Annotated in this window: 20 protein-coding genes; 6 read left to right on the top strand and 14 right to left on the bottom strand. The window is 61.5% G+C overall.

The window, feature by feature from the left end; genetic code table 11:
- Positions 1 to 167: 167 nt before the first annotated feature.
- Positions 168 to 566, bottom strand: coding sequence for a hypothetical protein (locus V7Q53_RS13015; RefSeq protein ID WP_333829009.1), 399 nt, complete (start codon positions 564 to 566; stop codon positions 168 to 170).
- Between the two features lie 149 nt (positions 567 to 715).
- On the opposite strand from V7Q53_RS13015, the gene V7Q53_RS13010 reads away from it, so the two are divergent.
- On the top strand, positions 716 to 1,864 hold the full coding sequence (locus V7Q53_RS13010; RefSeq protein WP_333829008.1) for a helix-turn-helix transcriptional regulator: 1,149 nt from the start codon (positions 716 to 718) through the stop codon (positions 1,862 to 1,864).
- Here V7Q53_RS13010 and nusG read toward each other — a convergent pair.
- Both nusG and V7Q53_RS13000 read right to left on the bottom strand, forming a co-directional pair.
- Positions 1,773 to 2,327: a transcription termination/antitermination protein NusG gene (gene nusG / locus V7Q53_RS13005; protein ID WP_333829007.1), complete on the bottom strand. Its 555-nt coding sequence runs from the start codon at positions 2,325 to 2,327 to the stop codon at positions 1,773 to 1,775. The genes V7Q53_RS13010 and nusG overlap by 92 nt on opposite strands.
- A 37-nt stretch (positions 2,328 to 2,364) precedes the next feature.
- The gene (locus V7Q53_RS13000; protein WP_333829005.1) at positions 2,365 to 3,483 is read right to left on the bottom strand and encodes an MraY family glycosyltransferase; all 1,119 of its coding nucleotides are present in this window, start codon (positions 3,481 to 3,483) and stop codon (positions 2,365 to 2,367) included.
- Between the two features lie 473 nt (positions 3,484 to 3,956).
- On the opposite strand from V7Q53_RS13000, the gene V7Q53_RS12995 reads away from it, so the two are divergent.
- The 5 genes from V7Q53_RS12995 (at position 3,957) to V7Q53_RS12975 (ending at position 9,001) form a co-directional block, all read left to right on the top strand.
- The gene (locus V7Q53_RS12995; RefSeq protein WP_333829004.1) at positions 3,957 to 4,379 is read left to right on the top strand and encodes a hypothetical protein; all 423 of its coding nucleotides are present in this window, start codon (positions 3,957 to 3,959) and stop codon (positions 4,377 to 4,379) included.
- A complete protein-coding gene (locus V7Q53_RS12990; protein ID WP_333829003.1) occupies positions 4,376 to 5,458 on the top strand; it encodes a polysaccharide biosynthesis/export family protein in 1,083 nt (360 codons plus the stop codon). The genes V7Q53_RS12995 and V7Q53_RS12990 overlap by 4 nt, the downstream gene beginning before the upstream one ends.
- Positions 5,459 to 5,463: 5 nt before the next feature.
- Positions 5,464 to 5,928 carry an arsenate reductase/protein-tyrosine-phosphatase family protein gene (locus tag V7Q53_RS12985; protein ID WP_333829002.1) on the top strand — a complete coding sequence of 155 codons (465 nt, stop codon included), beginning with the start codon at positions 5,464 to 5,466 and terminating at the stop codon, positions 5,926 to 5,928.
- The gene (locus V7Q53_RS12980) at positions 5,925 to 8,144 is read left to right on the top strand and encodes a polysaccharide biosynthesis tyrosine autokinase (RefSeq protein WP_333829001.1); all 2,220 of its coding nucleotides are present in this window, start codon (positions 5,925 to 5,927) and stop codon (positions 8,142 to 8,144) included. The genes V7Q53_RS12985 and V7Q53_RS12980 overlap by 4 nt, the downstream gene beginning before the upstream one ends.
- Positions 8,145 to 8,254: 110 nt before the next feature.
- On the top strand, positions 8,255 to 9,001 hold the full coding sequence (locus tag V7Q53_RS12975; RefSeq protein ID WP_333829000.1) for a glycosyltransferase family 2 protein: 747 nt from the start codon (positions 8,255 to 8,257) through the stop codon (positions 8,999 to 9,001).
- A gap of 115 nt (positions 9,002 to 9,116) precedes the next feature.
- Here V7Q53_RS12975 and V7Q53_RS12970 read toward each other — a convergent pair whose 3' ends face one another.
- The 11 genes from V7Q53_RS12970 to V7Q53_RS12920 form a co-directional block, all read right to left on the bottom strand.
- On the bottom strand, positions 9,117 to 10,481 hold the full coding sequence (locus tag V7Q53_RS12970) for a phosphomannomutase (RefSeq protein ID WP_333828999.1): 1,365 nt from the start codon (positions 10,479 to 10,481) through the stop codon (positions 9,117 to 9,119).
- Positions 10,478 to 11,923 (bottom strand): mannose-1-phosphate guanylyltransferase/mannose-6-phosphate isomerase, encoded by a 1,446-nt coding sequence (locus V7Q53_RS12965; protein WP_333828998.1) that lies wholly within the window; start codon positions 11,921 to 11,923, stop codon positions 10,478 to 10,480. Before V7Q53_RS12965 ends, V7Q53_RS12970 begins: the two co-directional genes overlap by 4 nt.
- Positions 11,924 to 11,947: 24 nt before the next feature.
- Positions 11,948 to 12,919, bottom strand: coding sequence for a GDP-L-fucose synthase (gene fcl, locus V7Q53_RS12960; protein ID WP_333828997.1), 972 nt, complete (start codon positions 12,917 to 12,919; stop codon positions 11,948 to 11,950).
- 6 nt (positions 12,920 to 12,925) lie between these two features.
- Complete coding sequence (gmd, locus tag V7Q53_RS12955) at positions 12,926 to 14,047, bottom strand: GDP-mannose 4,6-dehydratase (RefSeq protein WP_333829012.1); 1,122 nt, start codon at positions 14,045 to 14,047, stop codon at positions 12,926 to 12,928.
- Positions 14,048 to 14,331: 284 nt separating this feature from the next.
- Positions 14,332 to 15,231: a glycosyltransferase family 2 protein gene (locus V7Q53_RS12950; protein WP_333828995.1), complete on the bottom strand. Its 900-nt coding sequence runs from the start codon at positions 15,229 to 15,231 to the stop codon at positions 14,332 to 14,334.
- A 4-nt stretch (positions 15,232 to 15,235) separates the two neighbouring features.
- The gene (locus V7Q53_RS12945; RefSeq protein ID WP_333828994.1) at positions 15,236 to 16,198 is read right to left on the bottom strand and encodes a nitroreductase family protein; all 963 of its coding nucleotides are present in this window, start codon (positions 16,196 to 16,198) and stop codon (positions 15,236 to 15,238) included.
- Positions 16,188 to 16,769, bottom strand: a complete 582-nt coding sequence (locus tag V7Q53_RS12940) for a hypothetical protein (RefSeq protein ID WP_333828993.1) — start codon at positions 16,767 to 16,769, stop codon at positions 16,188 to 16,190. Before V7Q53_RS12940 ends, V7Q53_RS12945 begins: the two co-directional genes overlap by 11 nt.
- A complete protein-coding gene (locus tag V7Q53_RS12935) occupies positions 16,766 to 17,920 on the bottom strand; it encodes a polysaccharide pyruvyl transferase family protein (protein ID WP_333828992.1) in 1,155 nt (384 codons plus the stop codon). Before V7Q53_RS12935 ends, V7Q53_RS12940 begins: the two co-directional genes overlap by 4 nt.
- Positions 17,917 to 18,984, bottom strand: coding sequence for a glycosyltransferase (locus V7Q53_RS12930; protein WP_333828991.1), 1,068 nt, complete (start codon positions 18,982 to 18,984; stop codon positions 17,917 to 17,919). The genes V7Q53_RS12935 and V7Q53_RS12930 overlap by 4 nt, the downstream gene beginning before the upstream one ends.
- 44 nt (positions 18,985 to 19,028) lie before the next feature.
- Complete coding sequence (locus V7Q53_RS12925; protein ID WP_333828989.1) at positions 19,029 to 20,126, bottom strand: glycosyltransferase family 4 protein; 1,098 nt, start codon at positions 20,124 to 20,126, stop codon at positions 19,029 to 19,031.
- A 1-nt stretch (position 20,127) separates the two neighbouring features.
- Positions 20,128 to 21,360, bottom strand: a complete 1,233-nt coding sequence (locus V7Q53_RS12920; RefSeq protein WP_333828988.1) for a hypothetical protein — start codon at positions 21,358 to 21,360, stop codon at positions 20,128 to 20,130.
- Positions 21,361 to 21,396 lie beyond the last annotated feature (36 nt).

Genomic DNA, 21,396 nt, shown 5'->3' with positions numbered 1-21,396 from the left:
ACAGCAGAAGGGACGGGGGCAGCGCCCCCTCTTCTGAAAAAACAGGCACCTGCGTGACCGGCGGACGAGGTCAGCGGTCAGCCCGGATCAAGGGTCCGCTACAGCCTTTTGTCGCCGGAAGCCGGCGGTCGGGGGAAACCTCAGGAAGGGTCAGGCAGTGCGGGCGCTTACATCAGCACCCGGTTCCGCTCACTGAGCTGCTTTGACAGCTCCTCCATCAGCGCGGGATCCAGCCGGATCAGCCGTTTGCTGCGTTTGTGTTCGCTTTCCTCAAGGTGAAGATTTCCCGCGTCGGTTTGTTCCCGGATGAATTTGAGCAAGGCCGAACTGCCCAAAGCAATGGACTGAACCTTGTCGACCGTCTGATACACACCGGTTTCATCCGAGCCGTCCGCCGCTGCCAGCAGCAGCAAAAGCTCCCATGTGGCGGCGTTTCGCCGGAAGGCGGCAAGGCGCCGGGAAGCTGACACGGAGCGCTCGAAATACAGGTCGGCGGAAACCTGGTTGCTTTCCAGATGAAGCAGGGGCACCGCCGTGCCCGCGAGATCACTTCTGAATACGTTCATCTTTTTGTGCCTTCAATTTGTGCCGTCTGGCAAAGAAACGGGCGGAACCCTACAAAAACTGCCCCTATGCCGGGTCCGGAATCCGGCGAGAATCAGATGCGGGATTGTCCAGTTTCCATTCTACCCTAAACAGGGTGACGAAACATGACATGGAGGCTGACCTGTCTCTTTGCAAGGCACGAGATCTGCTACGTCTGGCTGAAATGGCTGCCGCCCGTCATGGTGGCGTCACCCTGACAGATATAACAGCGGAATTTGGCACCGATCACCGGTCGGCGCAACGCATGGTGCGCGCGTTCGAAACGGTTTTCGACAATGTCGAGATCACCATCGATGACGAGCGCCGCCGCCACTGGCGGCTACGCGGCACGCGTCTGGTTGCCATGCAGGGCATGCGGAGCGATGAGCTTGTCGCGCTGGAAATCGGTATCCGGCGGGCGCAGCGCGAGGGTGCCGAGAACGAGGTGCACGCCCTGCAATCGCTGCGCGACAGGCTGCTAGCGGCCATGCCCGCCGCCCATGCGCGACGGATCGAAGCCGATGCCGAGCCGATCCTTGAGGCCTATGCCTTTGCGTCCTTCCCGGCGCCTGCGCCGGACGGGATTGTGCCGCAGGTGCTGGAGGCCGTGGCAGAGGCGCTCAAAGGGCCCTACCAGCTTGAGATTGACTGTGCCGGGGAGGACGGCCATGCCCGTGCTCCGCGCCTCGTGGAGCCGCACGGGCTGATCATGGACGGCGGCCATTGCCTTGTGGCGCGCGATCCGGACCGGGGGGCAACGATGTGCGACTTTCCCTTGGAACAGATACGCGCCGCGCGGCTGGTCATGCGCACATTCCAGCGCGATCCCGCGTTCAGCATCGAAGCGCATGCGGCGCGCGCCTTTGGTGGCCGCCACGAAGAAAACGAAAACGGCGCGATCGTCTGGCGCTTTCATCCCAGCGTTGCCGATCGCGCGCGCACCTTCATGTTTCATCCCGCGCAGGAAGTGACCGTGGAAGACGATGGCGCGCTGACCGTGCGGTTCCGTTCCTGCGGCTGGCAGGAGATGGCCTGGCTTCTGTATCAATGGGACGACAAGGTTTTCGTTCTGGCGCCTGCCAAGCTGGCCGATAGGGTGGCCGGGTTGCAGCGCAGAGCGATTGCACCACCCTGCCGGGAGGGCGTGTGCGCAGATGGCCCCTGTTCAGGTGCCGTTCAGCCCCCGTTCAGGCCTTGCACAGCGCGGCATGGGGCAGGGCAAGGCGGGTTTGTCTGCCCAGCAGATCGAACAGAACGCAGAGCCGCTGATCATCGCTGACCGATTCGACCTGAACCAGGAAATCGGAAAAGGGCCCCTCGGTGATGCGGGCACGGTCGCCGGGGGCAAGTGCCTCGATCGGGCGCAGCTGGCCCTGCGTGTCGCAGCGGTCGCGCAGCCCTTCGACAAACCCTTCCGGCAGCGGGTTGGGCCGCGTGCTGAAACTGACCAGCCGGGTAATGCCCTGTGTGCTGTTGATGGCGCGCCAGTGCCCGCCCTCTGGATTGAAGGTCACAAAGGCATAGCCGGGAAACAGGGGCCGCAAGGTTTCACGGAACTGCCCGGCCTTGCGCAGCGTCGTGCGATGGCGGGGCACGAAGGCATTGAAACCCTGCCGTGTCAGATTGCGCAGGGCGATGGCCTCGGAATTGGGCTTCAGCTGTGCGACGAACCATGGATCGCTTTGCGCGGCAGGGCTGTCAGACCGGGCGAGAAAATCGGCATTTGCGTGACGCATGTGCATGAGGATCAGCCTTTCTGTCTGTGTGCCGAGGTGGGTGTCATTCACCCGCCATAGCCAGTTGCCGTACCGGCGACCCCCGGCGGAACCGGGGGGCAAGGCGGACGCCGACGATGTAGCTGCCGACAAAGAGCGTGCTCAGAACCAGCAGCGACAGGGCGGCGGCAGGCGTGTTGTCCCAGAACATCACCCCGGCCACGACAGGGGCAGCCACCATGGGCATCAGCACCGCCGTCGCCAGCGGATTGGCGATGTGCCGGTTTGCGCGGCCCAGCCAGACCACTTCCAGCGCACGCATCACGAACTGGTGGTAATGCAGGCGGTCAGGTTGCGAGATGGCGCGCCGGTGCAGGCTGCGCCGGTAGATGGAGAAGATCGTGTCAGCGACCGGCCAGAAGAAGACCAGCAGAAGGGCCACACCGCTGACACTCTCCACCCGGTTCATCAGCAAGAGGGCCAGCCAGAACAGGATATGGCCGATCGAATAGGCCCCGGCATCGCCCAGGAAGATCCGGCCGAGCGGGTAGTTGAAGACAAGAAAGCCGGTGACCGCGGCGACCAGCAGAAGGCACGCCTGCGCCAGCAGCGTCTCGCCGGCGGTATGGGCGATGGCCGCAAGCGCCAGCGCGCTCAGCACCGCCGCACCCGCCGCCATGCCGTTCAGCCCGTCGATCAGGTTGAAAGCATTGCAGGCCGTGGCGCCCAGGAAGACCGTCAGCACGATGGCGAAGGGTGCAAAGGTCATCAGCGCGTCCAGCATCGGGACATCGGTGCGGGGCAGCCATATCTGCAGGAAGGTAACAGCCAGCAGGCTTGAGAGCGCCGAGGCGAACAGCCGGTGGCGTGGTGAAATCCGGAGACCCAGATCCTCGGAAAGGCCAGCCGCGAAAACCGGCAGCAGGGTGGCGCAGAAGGTCAGATACCGCAGCAGCACGCTTTCGGCCAGGAAGGCGGCAAAAAACACAATCGCCCCGATGAGCGCCACGCCGCCGATCCGGGGCGTGGGGCGCTTGTGGGCGCTCTGGACGGCGCGGGAGTCTTCGCTGCGGAACCATCGGAAATGGGTCGATGAAAATGCGAGGATGATCGCTGCGCAGGTCAGTGCAGAAGCAAGAAAAGCGTAGAGCAATCTGGGGTCGAAGAGCTGGGCGAGATACATGGCAGCGTGGCTCCTTCGCGCCGCAGCGCGGATGACCTAGTACAAGTGTGCGACCGGCATGATAAATGACTTATATGCCGCCTTTGGCATTTAATAACCGCGGACAGCAAAGAGCACAGATCTTGTCCGGTATTTATGAGAGAACCGACTTTTTGTTTCGGTCAATGCCTAACCCACTGATCTCCGCAAGACATCTCGAAATTAAGAGACCAAAAAATATCGCTATTTTTTGCAAGCGCGGCTCAGCTTTTGGTTGTTTCCAAAATAACAACAGTAATGGCGTGTTCAAATTAAGCACAAAATATGTGGATATTATTATTGGAGAACATTTGGTACTGGTTTTTGAGTTGCGTAGCCCTGTATCTGTTTTAGTGCGCCGATCCAGATGATACTTTGCTTCTGTGCCGTGATGTCGCTTGCGCGGATCATCCTAGTTTCATCCGGATAGGCGCTGCATCTCAAGAGGATCATCCGTGAGCGGGCATTTCTTTGAACTCGAGCTTGAAACAGAGAGAAGGGTCGCCCGTTCGCGGCAGTTGTCTGCCTTCCGTCGGAATGCGACCACCTGGGAGCTCTTGCTGATGCTGGCGGCGCATAACGGCAAGTCGGATCTTGGGCTTTACAACACGCTGGACCAGCTTGAGACAGGCTATCTGGGCCAGTCTGCAATGCTGAAGTTTCTGCGCGACCGGCGCTCTGACGGATTGCTGGAGTTCGAGGAGCATGACAAGAAAAGCATGTGGCGACTGCGCTTGTCATCGGAACTGCATGGTGAGCTTGTTAACCTGCTTGAAGAACGCAACATCCGGCTTAACGCGCTTGAGGTCCAGGGTTCGGGCTCGTATCTACCCGGCGACCGGACAGTGCAAGTCCTCAAGAGCTCAGTGAAAACATGATATTAAACGTAGGTATCCGATGGCGCACACTTGGTGCTGCTGTTCTTCTGGCTGCGCTGGGCGCTTGCGCAGACGGCACCCTTTCTTTCCCGGTAACCCCCGGTGCGCAACGCGGGCTTGCCGATACCGTCGAGATCATCCGACTTGATGCCACCAATATCGCCTTCTTCGTCACGCCCGCGCGCGGGCATGCGGTCAGCAGGCTGCCGTCAGGCGGTGGCTGGAATTACCGGGTGGGGCCGGGCGACATCCTGTCGATCATCGTTTTCGACCACCCCGAACTGACATTGCCGGCCGGGCCGCAGCGCACGGCTGAGGAATCAGGCTTTCGGGTGCAGGCCGACGGCACTTTTTTCTACCCGTTCATCGGGCAGGTTCAGGCCCGTGGTCGCCCGCTGGAACAGATCCGCGAAGATCTGACGCAGCGCCTGTCAGAATTCATCCCCAATCCGCAACTTGAGGTGCGGGTGGCCGCATTCAACTCGCAGGCCGTGGTGGTTACTGGTGAGGTGGAAAGGCCCAACCGCCAGGCAGTGACCACTGTGCCGCTCAACCTTGTCGCCGCGATCAACGCCGCAGGGGGCATGAGTGACAGCGCTGACACGCGGGCGGTCACCTTGCTGCGCGGCGGGGAACGCCACATCATTGATGTGGAAGGGTTCTTCACCGCCGCGATCACCAGCAACAACCCGCTGTTGCGTGACGGAGATGTCGTGCATGTGCCGCGTCGCCATGCGCAGGAGGCCTTTCTGCTGGGTGAGGTGAGCCAGCCCGACGCAATCGACCTGTCGCGTGAGCCGGTTACACTGACCCAAGCCATAACCCGGCAGGGCGGCCTTGCGAACGGGCGCGCCGATGCGCGCGGTGTATTTGTTTTCCGTCAGCACGAGGCGCGCATGCGTGTCTTCCAGTTGGAGACAGACCGGCCAGAAGGGCTCCTGCTGGGAACGCGCTTCGTGCTTGAGCCCGGCGATGTGGTCTATGTCGTCCGCTCACCGCTGCAGCGCTGGAATGACACGATCAGCCGGCTCATGCCCTCGGTTCAGGCGGTCTGGGCTGTCGAACGCGTGACGCGGTAGCGCCCATGGGCATGATCCGGTCGGTTCTGGTGGTTTGTGTGGGCAATGTCTGTCGTTCTCCTGTGGCTGAGCGCAAGCTGCGCGCCAGGCTTGATGAGACGCTGATTTCGGTCAGCTCTGCCGGACTGGGGGCGCTGGAAGGAAAAGGTGCAGATGATTGCACCACGCAGATTGCCGCGCAGCATGGCTTGTCACTTGAGGGGCATGTGGCGCGGCAGTTCACGCCCGCGCTGGGGCGCAAGAATGATTTGATCCTTGTTATGGAAACTGTTCATAAAAATGCCATTGCCTGGCAGGCACCCGAATTATCCGGGCGCTGCCTTCTATTTGACCAGTGGACGGGCGCGCGCGGTATCGCAGACCCTTACCGGAAATCACTGGAATTTCATGAAAACGTGTTTCAGGCAATTTCTGCTGCCGGTGACGCCTGGAGCGACTGGCTCCTGAAGAACGTTCTGGACAGGAGATGAAGCCGTTGCGCGACATGCAGGATATTCCGGAACGGCAAGCGATGTCCCGCGAGCCGGAACCGAGTGATGAGATTGACCTGGGCCGCCTGACCCGCATCCTGTGGGCGGGGCGCTGGCGCATCGCGCTGTTTTCGGCGCTGGCGCTGGCTCTTGGCGCGTTTCAGGTCGCCAATACAGCGCCGACCTATCAGGCCGATGCCCTGCTGCAACTGGAATCGCGCGGGGGCCGGCTCGCACTTCCCGCAGGGCTGGGTGACCTGGCAGACAACAGTCCGCGTACGATGACCGAGGTGGAAATTGTTCGCTCACGACTGGTTCTTGGGCAGGTGGTTGCTGACCTCAGTCTTGACTGGCAGGTTCAGCCCAGACTGGCGCCACTGATCGGCACCATGCTGTCACGCTATTCATTGCCGCTGCCGAGCGTCGCTTTCATGGAGCCTTATGCGCGTCCCGGTGAGTCGCTTGCGCTGTCGTTTCTGGAGGTGCCGCCGGCATGGCTGGGCAGGCAGTTCCTGCTGCAGGTGACCGAGACAGGCTATCGCGTGACTGATCCGTCAGGCCAGACGCATGAGGGCGTTGTAGGCCAGACCTTGCGTGATGATGTGCGGGGGTTTGCCCTTCGCATCGAAGAGATCAATGCGCCGATTAATCGGGAATTCACGATCCGTCAGACCAACGAACTCCAGGCCATCGGACGGCTGCGTGGCGGGCTTTCGATTTCCGAACGCGGGCGGCAGACCGGCATCCTGGAGGCGCGGTTTCAGGGGCCGAATGGGGCTGAAGCGACGCGTGTCCTCAACGCTGTCATTCAGGCCTATCTGCGCCAGAATATCATTCGCAGTGCGGCCGAGGCTGAGAGCGGCCTTGCGTTCATCGAGTCGCAACTGCCCGAGGCCGAGATTGAGCTGCGCAACGTCGAACGGGCGCTGAACGAGTATCGCCAGCAACAGGGCTCGATCGACTTGTCCTTTGAGACACAGAACCTGCTGACCCAGGTCACAAGCCTTGAAGCGCAGTTGCGCGAGCTTCAGGTGCGCGATGATGAGTTGAGTGAGCGCTACACCCCGAGCCATCCGACCTACCAGCAGTTCCTCGCCGAGCGCGCGCGGCTGGAAGACCGGCTGGAGGTTCTGCGCGAGGAGATCGGCGAACTGCCAGTGACCCAGCGTGAGGTTCTGAACCTGTCGCGCGACGTGGAAATGGCGCAGAGCGTCTATACCGGGTTGCTGAGTCGCGCACAGGAAATGCAGATGCTGCGGGCCAGCACGGTGGGCAATGTCCGCATCGTTGATCCGGCCGCCTCGTCCGGTGGGGCTGTGGCGCCCCGACGCAACCTGATTCTGGCCATCGCGCTTCTGCTGGGTGCACTGACGGGCTGCGGTTTTGTGCTTATGCTCAGCTGGATGCGGCGGGGTGTGCAATCGGCGGAAGAGTTGGAGCAGATGGGGCTGCCGGTCTTCGCCACGATCAACTACACCGTGCATGCCGATATCAAGCACAAGCGCAAAGGCCATTTGCCGATTCTGGCGGTTGACGAGCCGACCGATCTTGCAGTCGAGGGGTTGCGCTCGCTGCGGACAAGTCTGCACTTCGGCATGATCGACGCGCGCACGCGCTCGCTGGCGATCACCAGTTCTGCCCCCGAGGCGGGCAAAAGCTTTACCGCGCTCAACCTTGCCGTCGTTGCCGCGCAGGCGGGACAGCGGGTCTGCCTGGTGGATGCCGACCTGCGCCGCGGCCAGTTGCGGCGCCATTTTGATCTTCCGCGCCACCAGCCCGGTCTGGCCGAAGTGCTGGCGGGCGCTGTCCCGCTGGAGGACGCGCTGCGCTACGAGATATTGCCCAATCTCTCTTTCCTCGCCAGTGGCAGCTACCCGCCCAACCCCTCGGAACTGCTGATGCGGCGTGACTTTGGTGCCCTGGTCGATGCCCTTGACGCCGAGTTTGACCTGACGATATTTGACTGTCCTCCGGCGCTGGCGGTGACTGACCCGGTCATCGTGGGCCGCTCAGTCGGCGCGACCGTGCTGATCGCGCGCCATGACCTTACGCCCAAGATCGAGATTGAAGCCGTCAGGAAAACAATGAGCACGGCCGGTGTTCGGCTAACCGGCGTGGTGCTCAATGGCTTTGATCCGCGCAAGGCAGGGGACGTCGGCTATGGCTATGGCTACGGCTATTCCTACCGCTACGAATACCGTTCGCGCGAGGACTGAGGGCAGTGTGAACACGCCGGCCTCAGTCTGAGACCTCACAACCATCGGGCATTTCCTGAGCGCGAAGCGACTCACACAAACCCGTAGAATTCTGGGCAGGGCGAACCATCATGAAGATCTCTATCGTCACGGCCGTCTACAACGCGCAATATACTATCGCCGAAGCCGTCCGGAGCGTTGCGCGTCAAAGCCACGCTGACATCGAGCATGTGATCATTGACGGCAAATCCCGCGACAATACGCTGATGGCGCTCGATACCGTGCGACACGACAGGATGGTTGTTCACAGTGAGCGCGACAGCGGCCTTTATGACGCCATCAACAAGGGAATTTTGCGGGCCACCGGCGATGTGGTCGGGCTGGTGCACAGCGATGATTTTCTGGCCGATGACAGGGTGTTGGAGCGTGTAGCCAGTGCCTTTTCCGCGCCCGGGGTCGAGGCGGTCTATGGCGACCTCGATTATGTCGCGCAGGGCGATACCAGGCGGGTGATCCGGCACTGGTCATCGGGAGCTTTCAACCCGGCGCGGCTGAAACGCGGCTGGATGCCACCGCATCCGACACTGTATCTGCGGCGGGAGGTATTTGACCGGATCGGCTCTTACGACACGCAGTTCCGCATCGCGGCGGATTACGATTTCATCCTGCGCTATTTCTCGCAGACCACCGCAACCCCGGTCTATATTCCCGAAGTGCTGTACCGGATGCGGTTGGGTGGGGTCAGTAACCGTGACCTTTCCAAGATCTATCAGAAAAGCCGGGAAGACCTTATAGCGCTGCGGCGCAACCGGATTGGCGGAATGGGCACCTTGCTGACCAAGAATTTCTCAAAACTCGGACAGTTTGTTTCGCGTTGAAGGCCGGGCGATCGCTTAATAAATAAGCATCAGGCCTTGATACGTATCCGCTGAACGAAAAAGTCAGGCCCTGGGGCCTGACGATGTGTTTTTGCAATGGGGGAAGACCGGCTGTTTACGGCCCCCCGCCCACCAGCGCCTTTACCTCGGCAATGAACGGGTCCAGCGCCCGCCCCTTGCTTTCCATATTCAGCCGGACCACCGGCTCGGTGTTGGATGCCCGCAGGTTGAACCGCCAGTCACCCATATCGAGGCTGATCCCGTCGGTTTCATCGACCGCGTGCGCCAGCGGTTCAAACCGGGCGCGGACGCGGGCCATGGCGGCGGGCGGGTCGGCAGGGTGAAAGTTGATCTCGCCTGACGACGGGAAGGCCGCGCGGCGGGTGGCGGCAAGGGCGGCAAGCGGGCCTTCACGGCTGATCAGTTCGGCCATCACCAGCCAGGGGATCATGCCGCTGTCGCAATGGACAAAATCGCGGAAATAGTGATGCGCCGACATCTCGCCGCCGTAAACCGCGCCCTGATCGCGCATTGCCTGTTTGATGAAGGCATGCCCGGTGCGCGCCTGAACCGCTTGCCCGCCCGCCTGCGCCACCACATCGCGCGTGTTCCAGATCACGCGCGGGTCGTGGATGATGCAGCCGCCGGGCTCACGTGTCAGAAAGACCTTCGCCAGCAGGCCGACGATATATTCGCCATCCACGAAGTCGCCGTTGTGATCGAAAAAGAAGCAGCGGTCAAAGTCGCCGTCCCACGCCACGCCCATATCAGCCCCCTCGGCGCGCACCCTTTCCGCCGTGGGGGGGCGGTTTTCCACCAGCAGCGGGTTGGGGATTCCGTTGGGGAAGCGCCCGTCGGGTTCGTGATGCATGCGGATGAATTCAAGCGGGGCGCCGCGCGCGGCCAGCGCGCTGGCGATGGCGTCAAAGGTCGGCCCCGCTGCGCCATTCCCCGCATTGACGACAATCTTCAGCGGCCTGAGCGCAGTGAGGTCAGTGAAGGTCAGCACCTGCGCCACATAGGCCGCGCGGGCCTCAGTGGCGACATCGCGCTGGCTGCCGCCGGGCAGGGCGGGGCCAAATTCATCCGCCTCGGCCAAAGCGCGGATGCTGGCAAGCCCGGTAGCCGCATCAAGCGGCGCAGAACCCGCGCGCACCATTTTCATGCCGTTGTAATCCATCGGATTATGCGAGGCGGTTACGCAGATGCCGCCATCGGCCGAAAAATGGGTGGTGGCGAAATACATCTCTTCGGTGCCGGAAAGGCCCAGATCCAGCACTTCGCAGCCCTCGGCCACCAGCGCGCGCGCCACTTCGGCGGCCAGCGCTTCGGACGAGGCGCGGATATCGCGGCCCAACACCACGCGCCGCGCCCCCAGCGCCCGGGCAAAGCCACGCCCGATGCGAAAGGCGATACCCTCATCGAGATCGACACCCAACCGGCCGCGGATGTCATAGGTCTTGAAGCAGGTCAGGCTCATCCCTTGGCACCCTGTCCGCGCGCATAGACATCCTCGTAGCGGATGATGTCATCTTCGCCCAGATAGCTGCCGGTCTGCACTTCGATCAGCACCATCGGCACCTTGCCCGGGTTTTCCATCCGGTGCACGGCGCCCAGCGGGATATAGACCGACTGGTTTTCGGTCACCAGTTGCACCTTGTCATCAATCGTCACCTTCGCGGTGCCCTCGACCACGATCCAGTGTTCCGAGCGGTGATGATGCGATTGCAGCGACAGGGCCGCGCCGGGTTTCACCACGATGCGCTTGACCTGAAAACGCGGGCCAGTGATCAGGCTTTCGAACATGCCCCAGGGCCGGTGGTCGGTGGGAAACTGCGTGGCCTGCGGCACCTTGCGCGCCTTGAGCGCCGACACCGCCTCTTTCACCCGCTGCGCCTCGGATTTATGGGCGATGAGCACCGCATCGGTGGTGGCGACGGCCAGAATGTCTTCCAGCCCGATGCCCACCAGTTCAATGCGCGGGCTTTCCGAGCGCAGGAGCGTATCGCGGCAATCAATCGCCGTGGCGTGGTCCGAGGTGACATTGCCCGCCCCGTCCGGCCCGCTTTCCTGCCAGACGGCATCCCAGCCACCCAGATCGGACCAGCCCGCCGAATAGGGCATCACCGCCAGATTGGCGGATTTCTCCATGATCGCATAGTCGATTGAGATATCGGGCACCTTGTCCCAGGGGCCGGGGGCAAGGCGCAGGAACGACAGGTCAGGCTGCGCTTCGGCCACCGCCCCCTCGACCGGGCCGAGAATTTCGGGGGCGAGCGTGCGGAAGGCCGAGATCAGCGTGGCTGCGGTGAACAGGAAGATGCCTGCGTTCCACAGGAAGTTCCCCGAGGCGATCATCCGCGCCGCACGCTCCGCATCGGGCTTTTCGATGAAACGGGCCAGTTGTTGCGGCTCGGTGGCATCGGGGTGGCCGCCCGGCGCCAGCTCAAGATAGCCATAGCCGGTTTCCGCGCGGGTAGGGGTGATGCCCATGGTCACGAAGTCACCCGCCAGCGCGCGCGGCGCGGCGGCGGTGACGGCGGCACGGAAGGCTGCCGCATCAGGGATGACATGGTCAGAGGGCGCAAGAAGCATCAGCGCTTTCGGGTCCTGCGCGGCCAGAACCAGCGCCGCCGCCAGCGCGGCGGGCGCGGTGTTGCGCCCCTCCGGCTCGATCAGGATGGCCTGGGGTGCGATCTCGATCGCCGCCAGCTGCTCGGTCACGATGAAACGGAAATCATTGCCCGTGATGACCATCGGCGCGGCAAATCCCGCCCCTGAAAGCCGTTTCGCGGCCTCCTGAAACAGGCTTGTGTCACCCGTGATGCGGGCGAACTGCTTGGGAAAAGACTTACGCGACAGCGGCCAGAGCCGCGTGCCGGAACCGCCGCACAAAAGAACGGGATGCACCAGAACTGTCATTGGAAGTATCCTATTAAGTGTGACTTAAAGCCGTGCCGTTTCAAGGTTGTTCAGATACCAGCGATAGGTGTCAACCACGCCGTCCTCCAGCGTGATACCGGCGCGCCAGCCCATGGCGGCCAGACGGCTGACATCCATCAGCTTGCGCAGTGTTCCATCAGGCTTTGACGGGTCGGTGACAATCCGGCCAGTGAACCCCGTCAGACGGGCCACAAGCTGCGCCAGCTCCAGAATCGAGATGTCCTCACCCGCGCCGACATTGATATGGCTCAGCATGGGTTGCGTGTTCGCCTCATAGGTGTCGCGCGGCAGATCCAGCACGAAAAGACTGGCGTCGGCCATGTCATCGACATGCAGAAATTCGCGCCGGGGCGTGCCTGAGCCCCAGATCACCACCTCGGCGCGGCCCGCGGCTGCTGCCTCGTGGAAACGGCGGATCAGCGCGGGCAGGACATGCGATTTCTCAGGGTGGAAGTTGTCACCGGGCCCATAGAGGTTGGTGGGCATGACCGAGCGGTAATCAGTGCCATGCTGCCGGTTATAGCTTTCGCACAGCTTGATTCCCGCAATCTTGGCGATGGCATAGGGCTCATTCGTGGGCTCCAGAACGCCGGTCAGCAGGGCATCCTCGGCCATCGGCTGCTGAGCTTCGCGCGGGTAGATGCACGATGAGCCCAGAAACAGAAGCCGCCGCACCCCGGCCAGAAAGGCCTGATGGATCACATTGCATTCCATCATCAGGTTTTCATAAATGAAATCGGCAGGCCAGGTGTTGTTGGCATGGATACCGCCGACCTTGGCGGCGGCAAGGATCACCACATCCGGCCGCTCGGATTGCAGGAAGCCGCGCACCGTCTCCTGATCGGTGAGGTCCAGCTCGCTATGCGTGCGGGTGATCAGCGCCAGCGGCTCGCCCGCCGCCGCGCGTGCCTGAAGCCGGCGCAGGATGGCACTGCCGACCATGCCGCGATGCCCTGCGATATAGATCTTCTGCATGTTCCCTCACCCTTCCAGTGTCATGGGCAGTTCCATGCCGTGTTCCTTGAGCAGCGCATGACGCCGCGCGGTCTTCAGGTCTTCGATGACCATCTCGGTGCACATCTCCCGCGCCGTGATCTCAGGCTCCCAGCCCAGACGGGCCTTGGCCTTGGCGGGGTTGCCCAGCAGCGTCTCCACCTCGGCGGGGCGGAAATAGCGCGGGTCGATGCGGACGATAACATCGCCTTCCTTCACTGCCGGAGCCATGTTGCTTTTGACCGAGACCACAGTGGCGGTCTCATTCACGCCGCTGCCCGAAAACTCCAGCGTGATCCCCAGATCTGACGCCGCCCAGGTGATGAACTCGCGCACCGAATATTGCGTGCCGGTGGCGATCACGAAATCTTCCGGCGCGTCCTGCTGCAGCATCATCCATTGCATGCGCACATAATCCTTCGCATGGCCCCAGTCGCGCAGGCTGTCGATATTGCCCATATGCAGGCAAGTCTCCAGCCCCTGCGCGATATTGGCCAGCCCGCGCGTGATCTTGCGCGTGACGAAGGTTTCACCGCGCCGCGGGCTTTCATGGTTGAACAGGATGCCGTTGCAGGCAAACATTCCATACGCCTCTCGGTAATTCACGCAGATCCAGTAAGCGTAAAGCTTGGCCACAGCATAGGGGCTGCGGGGGTGGAAAGGCGTGGTTTCGGTTTGCGGTATTTCCTGCACCAGGCCGTAGAGCTCAGAAGTGGAAGCCTGATAGAAGCGGGTCTTTTTTTCAAGCCCCAGAAACCGGATCGCCTCAAGCAGGCGCAGGGTGCCCATTGCATCGACATCGGCGGTGTATTCCGGTGCCTCGAAGCTGACCGCGACATGGGACTGGGCGCCAAGGTTATAGACCTCGTCGGGCTGAACCTCGGCGATGATGCGGGTCAGGTTGGAGCTGTCGGTCAGATCGCCGTAATGCAGCTTCAGGCGGCGGTGACTTTCCTGCGGCCCCTGATAGATATGGTCAATCCGCTGCGTGTTGAAGAGCGAGGCGCGGCGCTTGATGCCATGCACTTCATAGCCTTTCTCAAGAAGGAACTCGGTCAGATAAGAGCCATCCTGGCCAGTGATTCCGGTGATGAGTGCCCGTTTGGTCATCATTCATGCCTTTTTTTGGAAGTTTGGAGAGTGGTGGCGCGCGGCCAGTTTTCTACCGACCTCAGGCTTAATGCCTGTGAGAACGGAGGGTGGTCAGCGCCAGGGGAAACAGGGTTTTGGCTGGCCCGGCCTTGGTGTTGTGACTGGATGCAGCCGGGGATGCAGCGCCAGGCCCTTGCGGCGCGCTGACTGGGCCGCGTGTGGTGACAGGGATCCCCAGCCGTAGCTGGCAGGTTGGGGCGCATATGCCCGGCATTGGCTGACGGACAAAACCTGCGCGGGGGTTAGCGGGTGACGTCTATGCCCAGAACCGCCTCAATGGCGTCGGGCGCGCTGCAGGACTGGCGGGCCATATAGGCGCGCACCTCCGACAGTTTGGTGTCCACCAGAAAGCGGTACCAGAAGCCCTGAAGCACATGAAAGGCGAACCCCTCGCGGCCATCAAGGAAACCGGCGCGCAGCAGGTAGCGGTAAAGGAAATAGACCAGCGCCCGAAGCCCGCCGGGGAGGCGGGAATAGACCTTTTCCTTCAGCCACCGCTTCAGCCCGGCCTGCCCGCCGCCAAGGGTATTTGCGGTGCCGCGCTGAAGGAATCCATGTTCCAGATCAAGCAGTTCCACCACCTCGCGGCTGGCATAGGCGTTGTGCTTCGCCGTCCACCAGGTGAGCGAGTTCAGGTTATCATCCAGAAGTTCACCCTTGAGGGCGGCAACCGGACCATCCAGCAGAATGTGCTCGTCCATCCAGCGGTCTTCCGAGCGTCCCTTGCCAAAGCGAAGCACCCGCACGATGGGCACCGGGAACAGCCCGCCCCAGCGGATGGGCCTGCCCAGAAAGGCGATGCGGCGAAGAACCTCGGCACCGGCGGCACCGGCGCCGTCCTGCGCGACAAAAGCGGCGAGGGATTGCGCCAGCGCCGGGGATACCACTTCATCCGCATCCAGCCGGAACACCCAGTCCGTATCTGCGGGAAGCTGGCTCAGCGCCCAGTTGAATTGCCTGGCCTGCGTGACAAACGGATGAACAAGCACCTGCGCGCCAAGCGTTGTCGCAATATCGACCGTGCCATCGGTGGAGCCACTGTCCACCACCACAACCCGGTCCGACACCGCGGCGACAGCGCCGATGGCGCGCGCGATATGGCGCTCTTCGTTGAAGGTCAGGATGACGGTGGTCAGGGTCATGGCGTCAGTCGTGCAGGCTGAGCACGGCATCGGCAGCCCATCGCGGCGAGCGTGCAGCCCTGAGCGTGCCTTCCGGCGGTGAGCCCGCGGCGATCATCACCACAAGGCGCTCCCGGCCCGGAATGCCACCTGTGGCCTTGATCTTTCTTTCCGTGCCGTTGGTCACCGCAAGGTTCAGCGGGCAGGAGGCAAAGCCATGTGCCCCCAGCGCAAGCAGCAGCATGGTGGTGTAGATACCGCCATCCACATAAAGCTGGTTGCGCTGCTGCGGCCCGCCCCAGGCTGTTATTTCCGAGGTAACGACAAAGAGGGTCGGAACAACCTCCATGAAGCCGCGCGCCCCGCCCTGAAGTTCCAGCAACCGGGTGATCATCGCGCGGTCACGGTAAACATGCAGGCGCACGGACTGGCGGTTGCACTGGGATGGTGCTTTCTGGGCCAGCTCCACCACGTCCCGGACCTGCGCGGCGCTCAGTGGTTCAGGGCCGAAGTCACGCGCCGAAAACCGGCTCCCAAGAAAGTCGATCGCCTGCGCGTTTCGGGCGATTTCATGCCCCGCATGGGTTGTCACCCCTCCGGCAGCGCCCGCCGTTTCCGGCTGTTCAAGAAAGCGCGCGACATCCTGAGCCAGTGCGGGACTGGGCGGATCAATCGCCGCGAATGTTGTGCGGTAATCGCGCAGCGCGCCCAGCAGCATGCTGCGCGACAGATCGTTTGCCGGGGGCGTCCAGCCCTTGTTCATGTCGAGCAGCGCCTTGATCTTGTCCTGCCCGAAATGTGGCTTCGGACGTGGCAGCGCCAGCCCCTTTTCGATCGTATGTGCCTCGATGATCGTCTTGTGCGAAAGCCTTCGCGCCTGCTCTTCAAAGGGTGAAAACCCGTTGTGGCGCAGGAACAGCCAGATATCCTGAGCATATTCGCCAAATACCTGAAAGATTTTGGCAATCCGAATGATCTTACCGCGCACGTTGCTGCTCCGATGATATCTGTGTTGCCTGTTCGGCGATCCGTCTTTTTCCGACCTCGCGCGCTGGGTTTCCGGCCCAGATCGTCCATGCCGGAACGTCGCGGCGAATGACCGCCCGGGCACCGACAACCGCACCCTCATGCAACACGACGCCCGGTTGGATCATTGCCTCGGCAGCGACCCAGACATGATCGCCAATTCTGATCGGTGCGTGAATCAGCGGCCGGTTCAGACTGGTTGTCTCGTGGCTGGCGGTGCACAGGAAGCTGCGCTGGCTGATTGTCACTTTTGAGCCGATGGTGATGCGGCTAACGCAATAGACATCCACCCCTTCAGCAAGCGCGACATAATCGCCCAGCGACAGGTTCCACGGCGCCCAGATACGCACTTTGGGGTCGATCCTGCAGCCCGTTCCGATTTCCGCACCGAACAGCCGGAGCACCGTGCAGCGCCATCCGTTCAGCGCCCAGCGTGGTGTCGGGCGAAAAAGAAGCCCGCAGCTTATGCCCCAGATCAGCCGCGCCATCTGATTCCGGCGCGACAGATGGTTGACGTATTTATATTGCTTCATACGGTTTGTGCCCGCAGCCGGGCAATCTCGGCCTCCAGATAGGCCTCTGCATCCGCGCGTAGATGTGCCAGCCGGTCATTGACCATCGACCAGTCAACCGGCGTGTCGGCAAGCCTGCGGATGGTGGCAGGGTCGGCGGTTTCCACCAGCCGTTCCTTAAGCCCGGTCAGTTCCAGCAGGTTCAGAACCCGCGCATTCATGCCCGCGCGCTTTCCCGGCAGGGCGACGGCGATGAAGGGGCGGTTCAGCACAAGGCTCAGCGCAACACCGTGGAATGAGTTCGACACCACCATGCGCGCGCGTGCCAGCATCTGAAGCCATTCCACCGGGCCGGGAATGACCCCTTCACCGATATCGGCCCATCGCTGACGTGTGTTGCGCGGCCCGATGATGCGGCCTCCCAGATGCGTCTGCGCTGCGGTGGCCACGTCGCGGATGACGGCATCGCTGCGCAGGGCGTAGCAGAAAATACTGTCGTCCGGCACAAGGGGCTGGTTCAGAAGTTTCGGAAAAGCCCCCAGAAGAACGGTCGGATCGGGGACAACATGTGCCTGACCCCCTTCGATACCTGCCTGTTGCAGGATGGACAGGCCACTGGTTTCGCGCACCGAAACCGCATCAAGCCCCTGAACCAGACGCGCCAGCTCAGGCATATGCATGGCCTCGATGCTGCTGCGCCCGAAGCTGGGCGCATAAGCCACTTTCCGCGCCTTCTCCGCGCCCGGAATATCAAGGAAGTAAACCGGATCGAGCCCGCGCTGGATCGAGGGGTTCCAGATCTGATCAGACCCGCAGACAAGCATGTCAAATCCGCCGATCCCGGGTGAAGTCGAGGCCGCATCGCGTAGGCGCGCCCCCTTGATTCCCAGATGTTCTGCCCGGAAATCAGCGAAAGCGGCCCGCTGGGCGCGGTTCCCGAACAGCTGACGCTGCACATGCGACAGTTTCATATACAGAATCGTCGCGTTCTTGCGCCACAACGCCGGTTTCCAGGGCCGGTCCAGCGGTCCGCCCTCTTCGACATAGGGAGGCTCATAGTTCACGAATTCCGCGCTGATACCGCGATCAAGGAACCACTGGCGCAGCCCATAGGCCTGCATGAGCGCACCGTAATTGTCGCTGAAATGGTAGGTGAGAAGGCCGACTTTCATGGCGTGCGTTCCAGTGTTTGCGCGTAGCATTTCAACAAATCACCCGCGACCGATTGCCAGGAATAGGCGCCCAGCATCCATGCACGCCCGCGCTCCCCCATCTGGCGGCGCTCGCCGTCATCCAGTGTCATCATCCTGCGTAGGCCCTCGGCCATGGGCGCGGCTCCGATGGGCACCCAGTAGCCGCATCTTTCGGTTTCCAGCCCGGCCCATGGCGCCCCTTCCGAGGCGACGACCGGCACTTCAAGGATCAGGCTTTCCGCAACGGTCAGCGCGAAATTCTCGCTGCGGGTGGGCAGGGCAAAGATGCCCGCCCGGCGCATCAGCGCCAGCTTCTCATCGCCGAACACCGGCCCGGTGAGCGCGATCCGGCTCACACCCAGCCTGGCGATAAGGGCTTTCAGGCGCGCAGCCTCCCCCCCCTCATCGGGCCCGACGATCTGAACGGACCATCCGGGAAAATCCGCTTCAAGCGTGCTCCAGGCCTCGATCAGAAAATCCAGCCCCTTCTTGCGGTGAATGCGGCCAAGCGACAGGATCGTCCTGCCGGGCGTCGCGGGGTAATCCTGCACGCCGGGGTCAGCAATGCCGTTGGGAACCACACAGACCGGGGCGGCAATGCACTTCTTGCGGATCTCCGCCACTTCGGCCTCGCTGGTGGCATGCATGCGCTCGGCGCTGGCAAAAACCGCGTTCTGAAACCACCACGAAATGGCAGCCTTCTTGCTGCGCCCGTAGGACAGGGCCACATCCGACAGCATCCCGTGCGGCGAGAGGATATAGGGCTTGCCGGTCGCCCTGTGCCATTGCAGAACACTGCGGCCCGGATGCATCCAGAGCCCGTGCAGATGCACAATGTCAGGGTCGAGCGCGCGCAGCGCCTCCGTCATCTTGCCGGAATAGCCAAGGCGGCGCAGAGGGCCTGCCACAGGCACCACCCGTGTCCTGATCCCTTCCCATTCGTGTTGTTCCGCTGCCCAGTCCGGATGGTCCAGCCCCAGAACCGTCACATCCGCACCAGCCTCTGACTGCGCGCGCGCAAGACCCAGAAGAACCTCGCGCACTCCGGCGGCTTTCCTGACAAGGGCCGAAGCGACATGGACAATTCTCAACGCGATTCCTCCAGTGTGCGGACCAGCGCCTCGAAGCGGGCGGCCATGCCCTCGGTCGTGAAATCCGGGCCGATGGCCGCCCTCGCGCCGCCTGACAGCGCCTCCAGCGCCGACGCATCGGCCAGCATGTCCTGCATCACCACCGCGAGCGCCGCCGCATCCCCGTGCCGGAAACTTTGCCCGGTCACGCCGTCGCGGAACGCGGCGATTTCCGGCATATGGTGGCGGCGCGTGTCATGAACGAGCGCTGGCAGCCCATAGGCCATCGCATGGATCAGGCTCAGCCCCACCTCGCCGGGATAGAGAAACGCCTGACAACGGTTGGCAACGGCGGCGATACGCGCCTCATCGGTCAGCGCCCCATGCCAGACCACCTTTTCGCCCAGCCCCAGCTGCGCGGCCCGTGCTTCCAGCGCCTCACGGGTTTCACCATCACCCACCACATGCAGCACCGGCGCCTCAGGCCCCATCCGTGCAAGCGCCTCCAGCCCCAGCGCAAGATCCGCCTTGACGGTCAGGCGGCCGATGAACAGAAGCGCGCGGTCACGGTCCGGCGCGCGGTAGGGCGTGCGCAGGGCGCGGATCGGGGCGATATCAATCCCGTTGTTCAGCGCCGCCAGAACCGCCCCTTTGCCAAGCCCCAGAGCGTCAGCGCGAAAGGCTTCGACCTCATCATCGGTGTAGAACAGCAGCGCATGGGCCAGCGACATCGGCAGGTAGCGCAGCAGCTGGCGCCAGCGGCGGCTGGTCGAGCTCCAGTAATGTCCCCACCAGACAACATGCGCCCCACGCAGTCGCGCGCGGAGCAGCAGAACAAGCGTGCTGAGGTACCGCGGATTGCCCGACAGCACGACGACATCACCCCCGCGCACCGGCAGAAACGCGATCCCCGGTTGCCAGACAAGACCAGCCGGAAGGTGGCGCATAGGGCCGACAGCAATCGCCCATTCCGCCTGCACGGGGCTGGTCAGGGCCCCCAGAGAGCCGGGACTGTACCAGACCCGCATATCCGCCCCATACCGCTGGCTGAGCCGCTCGAAGAAATCGAGGCGGTAGCGGGGGAGGGCTGGCTGGATGTGGAGGATTTTGGGCATGTCAGAGCTTGTAATGCACAGGTCTGAACTTCAATCGGCGAACGAGCCAGTACGCAATAAACAATAGGGACAAAGCAAACACCGCTCTGGATCCCGAGCGCAGGATGAAAACCTGTCCGCCATAAACCATGTACATGTTTACCATAAGGCAAAGAACATAAATCGAGGAAGACTGTGCTTTGACGAGATACGTAGCGCAATAATACGGCAACAGAACAATGATGCCTAGGAAAATAGTGTAAATCCAAGCGAATCCTGTGCCGAACCAAAATATTCCTTCGGAGAATATATCGTAGTTAATGCCCAGTACGGATTTATCAATCCCGAGAACGTAGGAAAGGCTGAGATTAGAAAAAAGCCAACCTGGAAGGAACGATGAGGGAACTGGCGAAACGTAGACCAAGAACCAGAAAACTGAGTCTATAGAAAAAGTTCCTGGTTCAGTCATCGAAGCCTGAATTGTCGCAAGTCCGGGAAACGAGCTTTGCATAATTGATCTTGAGACACTGATAAGCTCGAATGAGATAGTTCCATAGAAAAATCCCTCCCAGTAATTAAGAAAAGATGGATCGCCACGTACCGCGAAGGCTGTTCGGATGGCGATTAAAGAAAGGTAGAAGAATACGGCTCCGGTTACATAATTCTTTCGTTGTAAGAAAGAAAACGAAACCAGTAGAAAAGGAATGGCGGTAGAACGGCTTGCACCGGCCGCACCAGATAAGGTGCCGAGATAGATGAGGAAAAGGCATGTCATCAATCGGAAGGCGTAACTTCCGCCGGAGAACACTACAATAGAGGCGGTTACCAAAAGGAGCGTGAATCGTGATAAGTCGTGATTCCCCGAATGTCTGTACGCATATTCTGCGGAGAGAGAGTCCCATGAATAGATTGTTATCATCGTGCCGTAAACAATAATGAATGCAAGAAATAAGACTCTATGCCTATGCTTGATTAGCAGGGGTTTGCTGTGAAAGAAAGTCTTTACATCAAATTTTGGTTTTCCTAACAACCTCTGCCCTGCCAAAACCGTTGCGCAGAAAACAATGCATTGGATCAAGGCAAAGCTGAACTCTCGCTCTCCGGGTAAATAAGTTACATAAAATGGATAATTCAAAAATCCACTTGCTTTGAGGGATTCAGCGATCAAGCTGCCAAAGACGAACCCAAAGCAGAGAATAAATGCGTGGCTAATAGGCAAGTGAATTGTCCGTCGTTGTTCGAGTTTTCGGATCACATGTGGCACTCAAGTCGATGCCGGCAGTCTTGAGTG

The organism is Pararhodobacter sp. (assembly GCF_036802785.1).
In the GTDB taxonomy this organism is placed as follows: domain Bacteria; phylum Pseudomonadota; class Alphaproteobacteria; order Rhodobacterales; family Rhodobacteraceae; genus Pararhodobacter.
The sequence above is the reverse complement of the archived record's forward strand: the minus strand, read 5'-3'. Positions and strand labels throughout refer to the sequence as shown.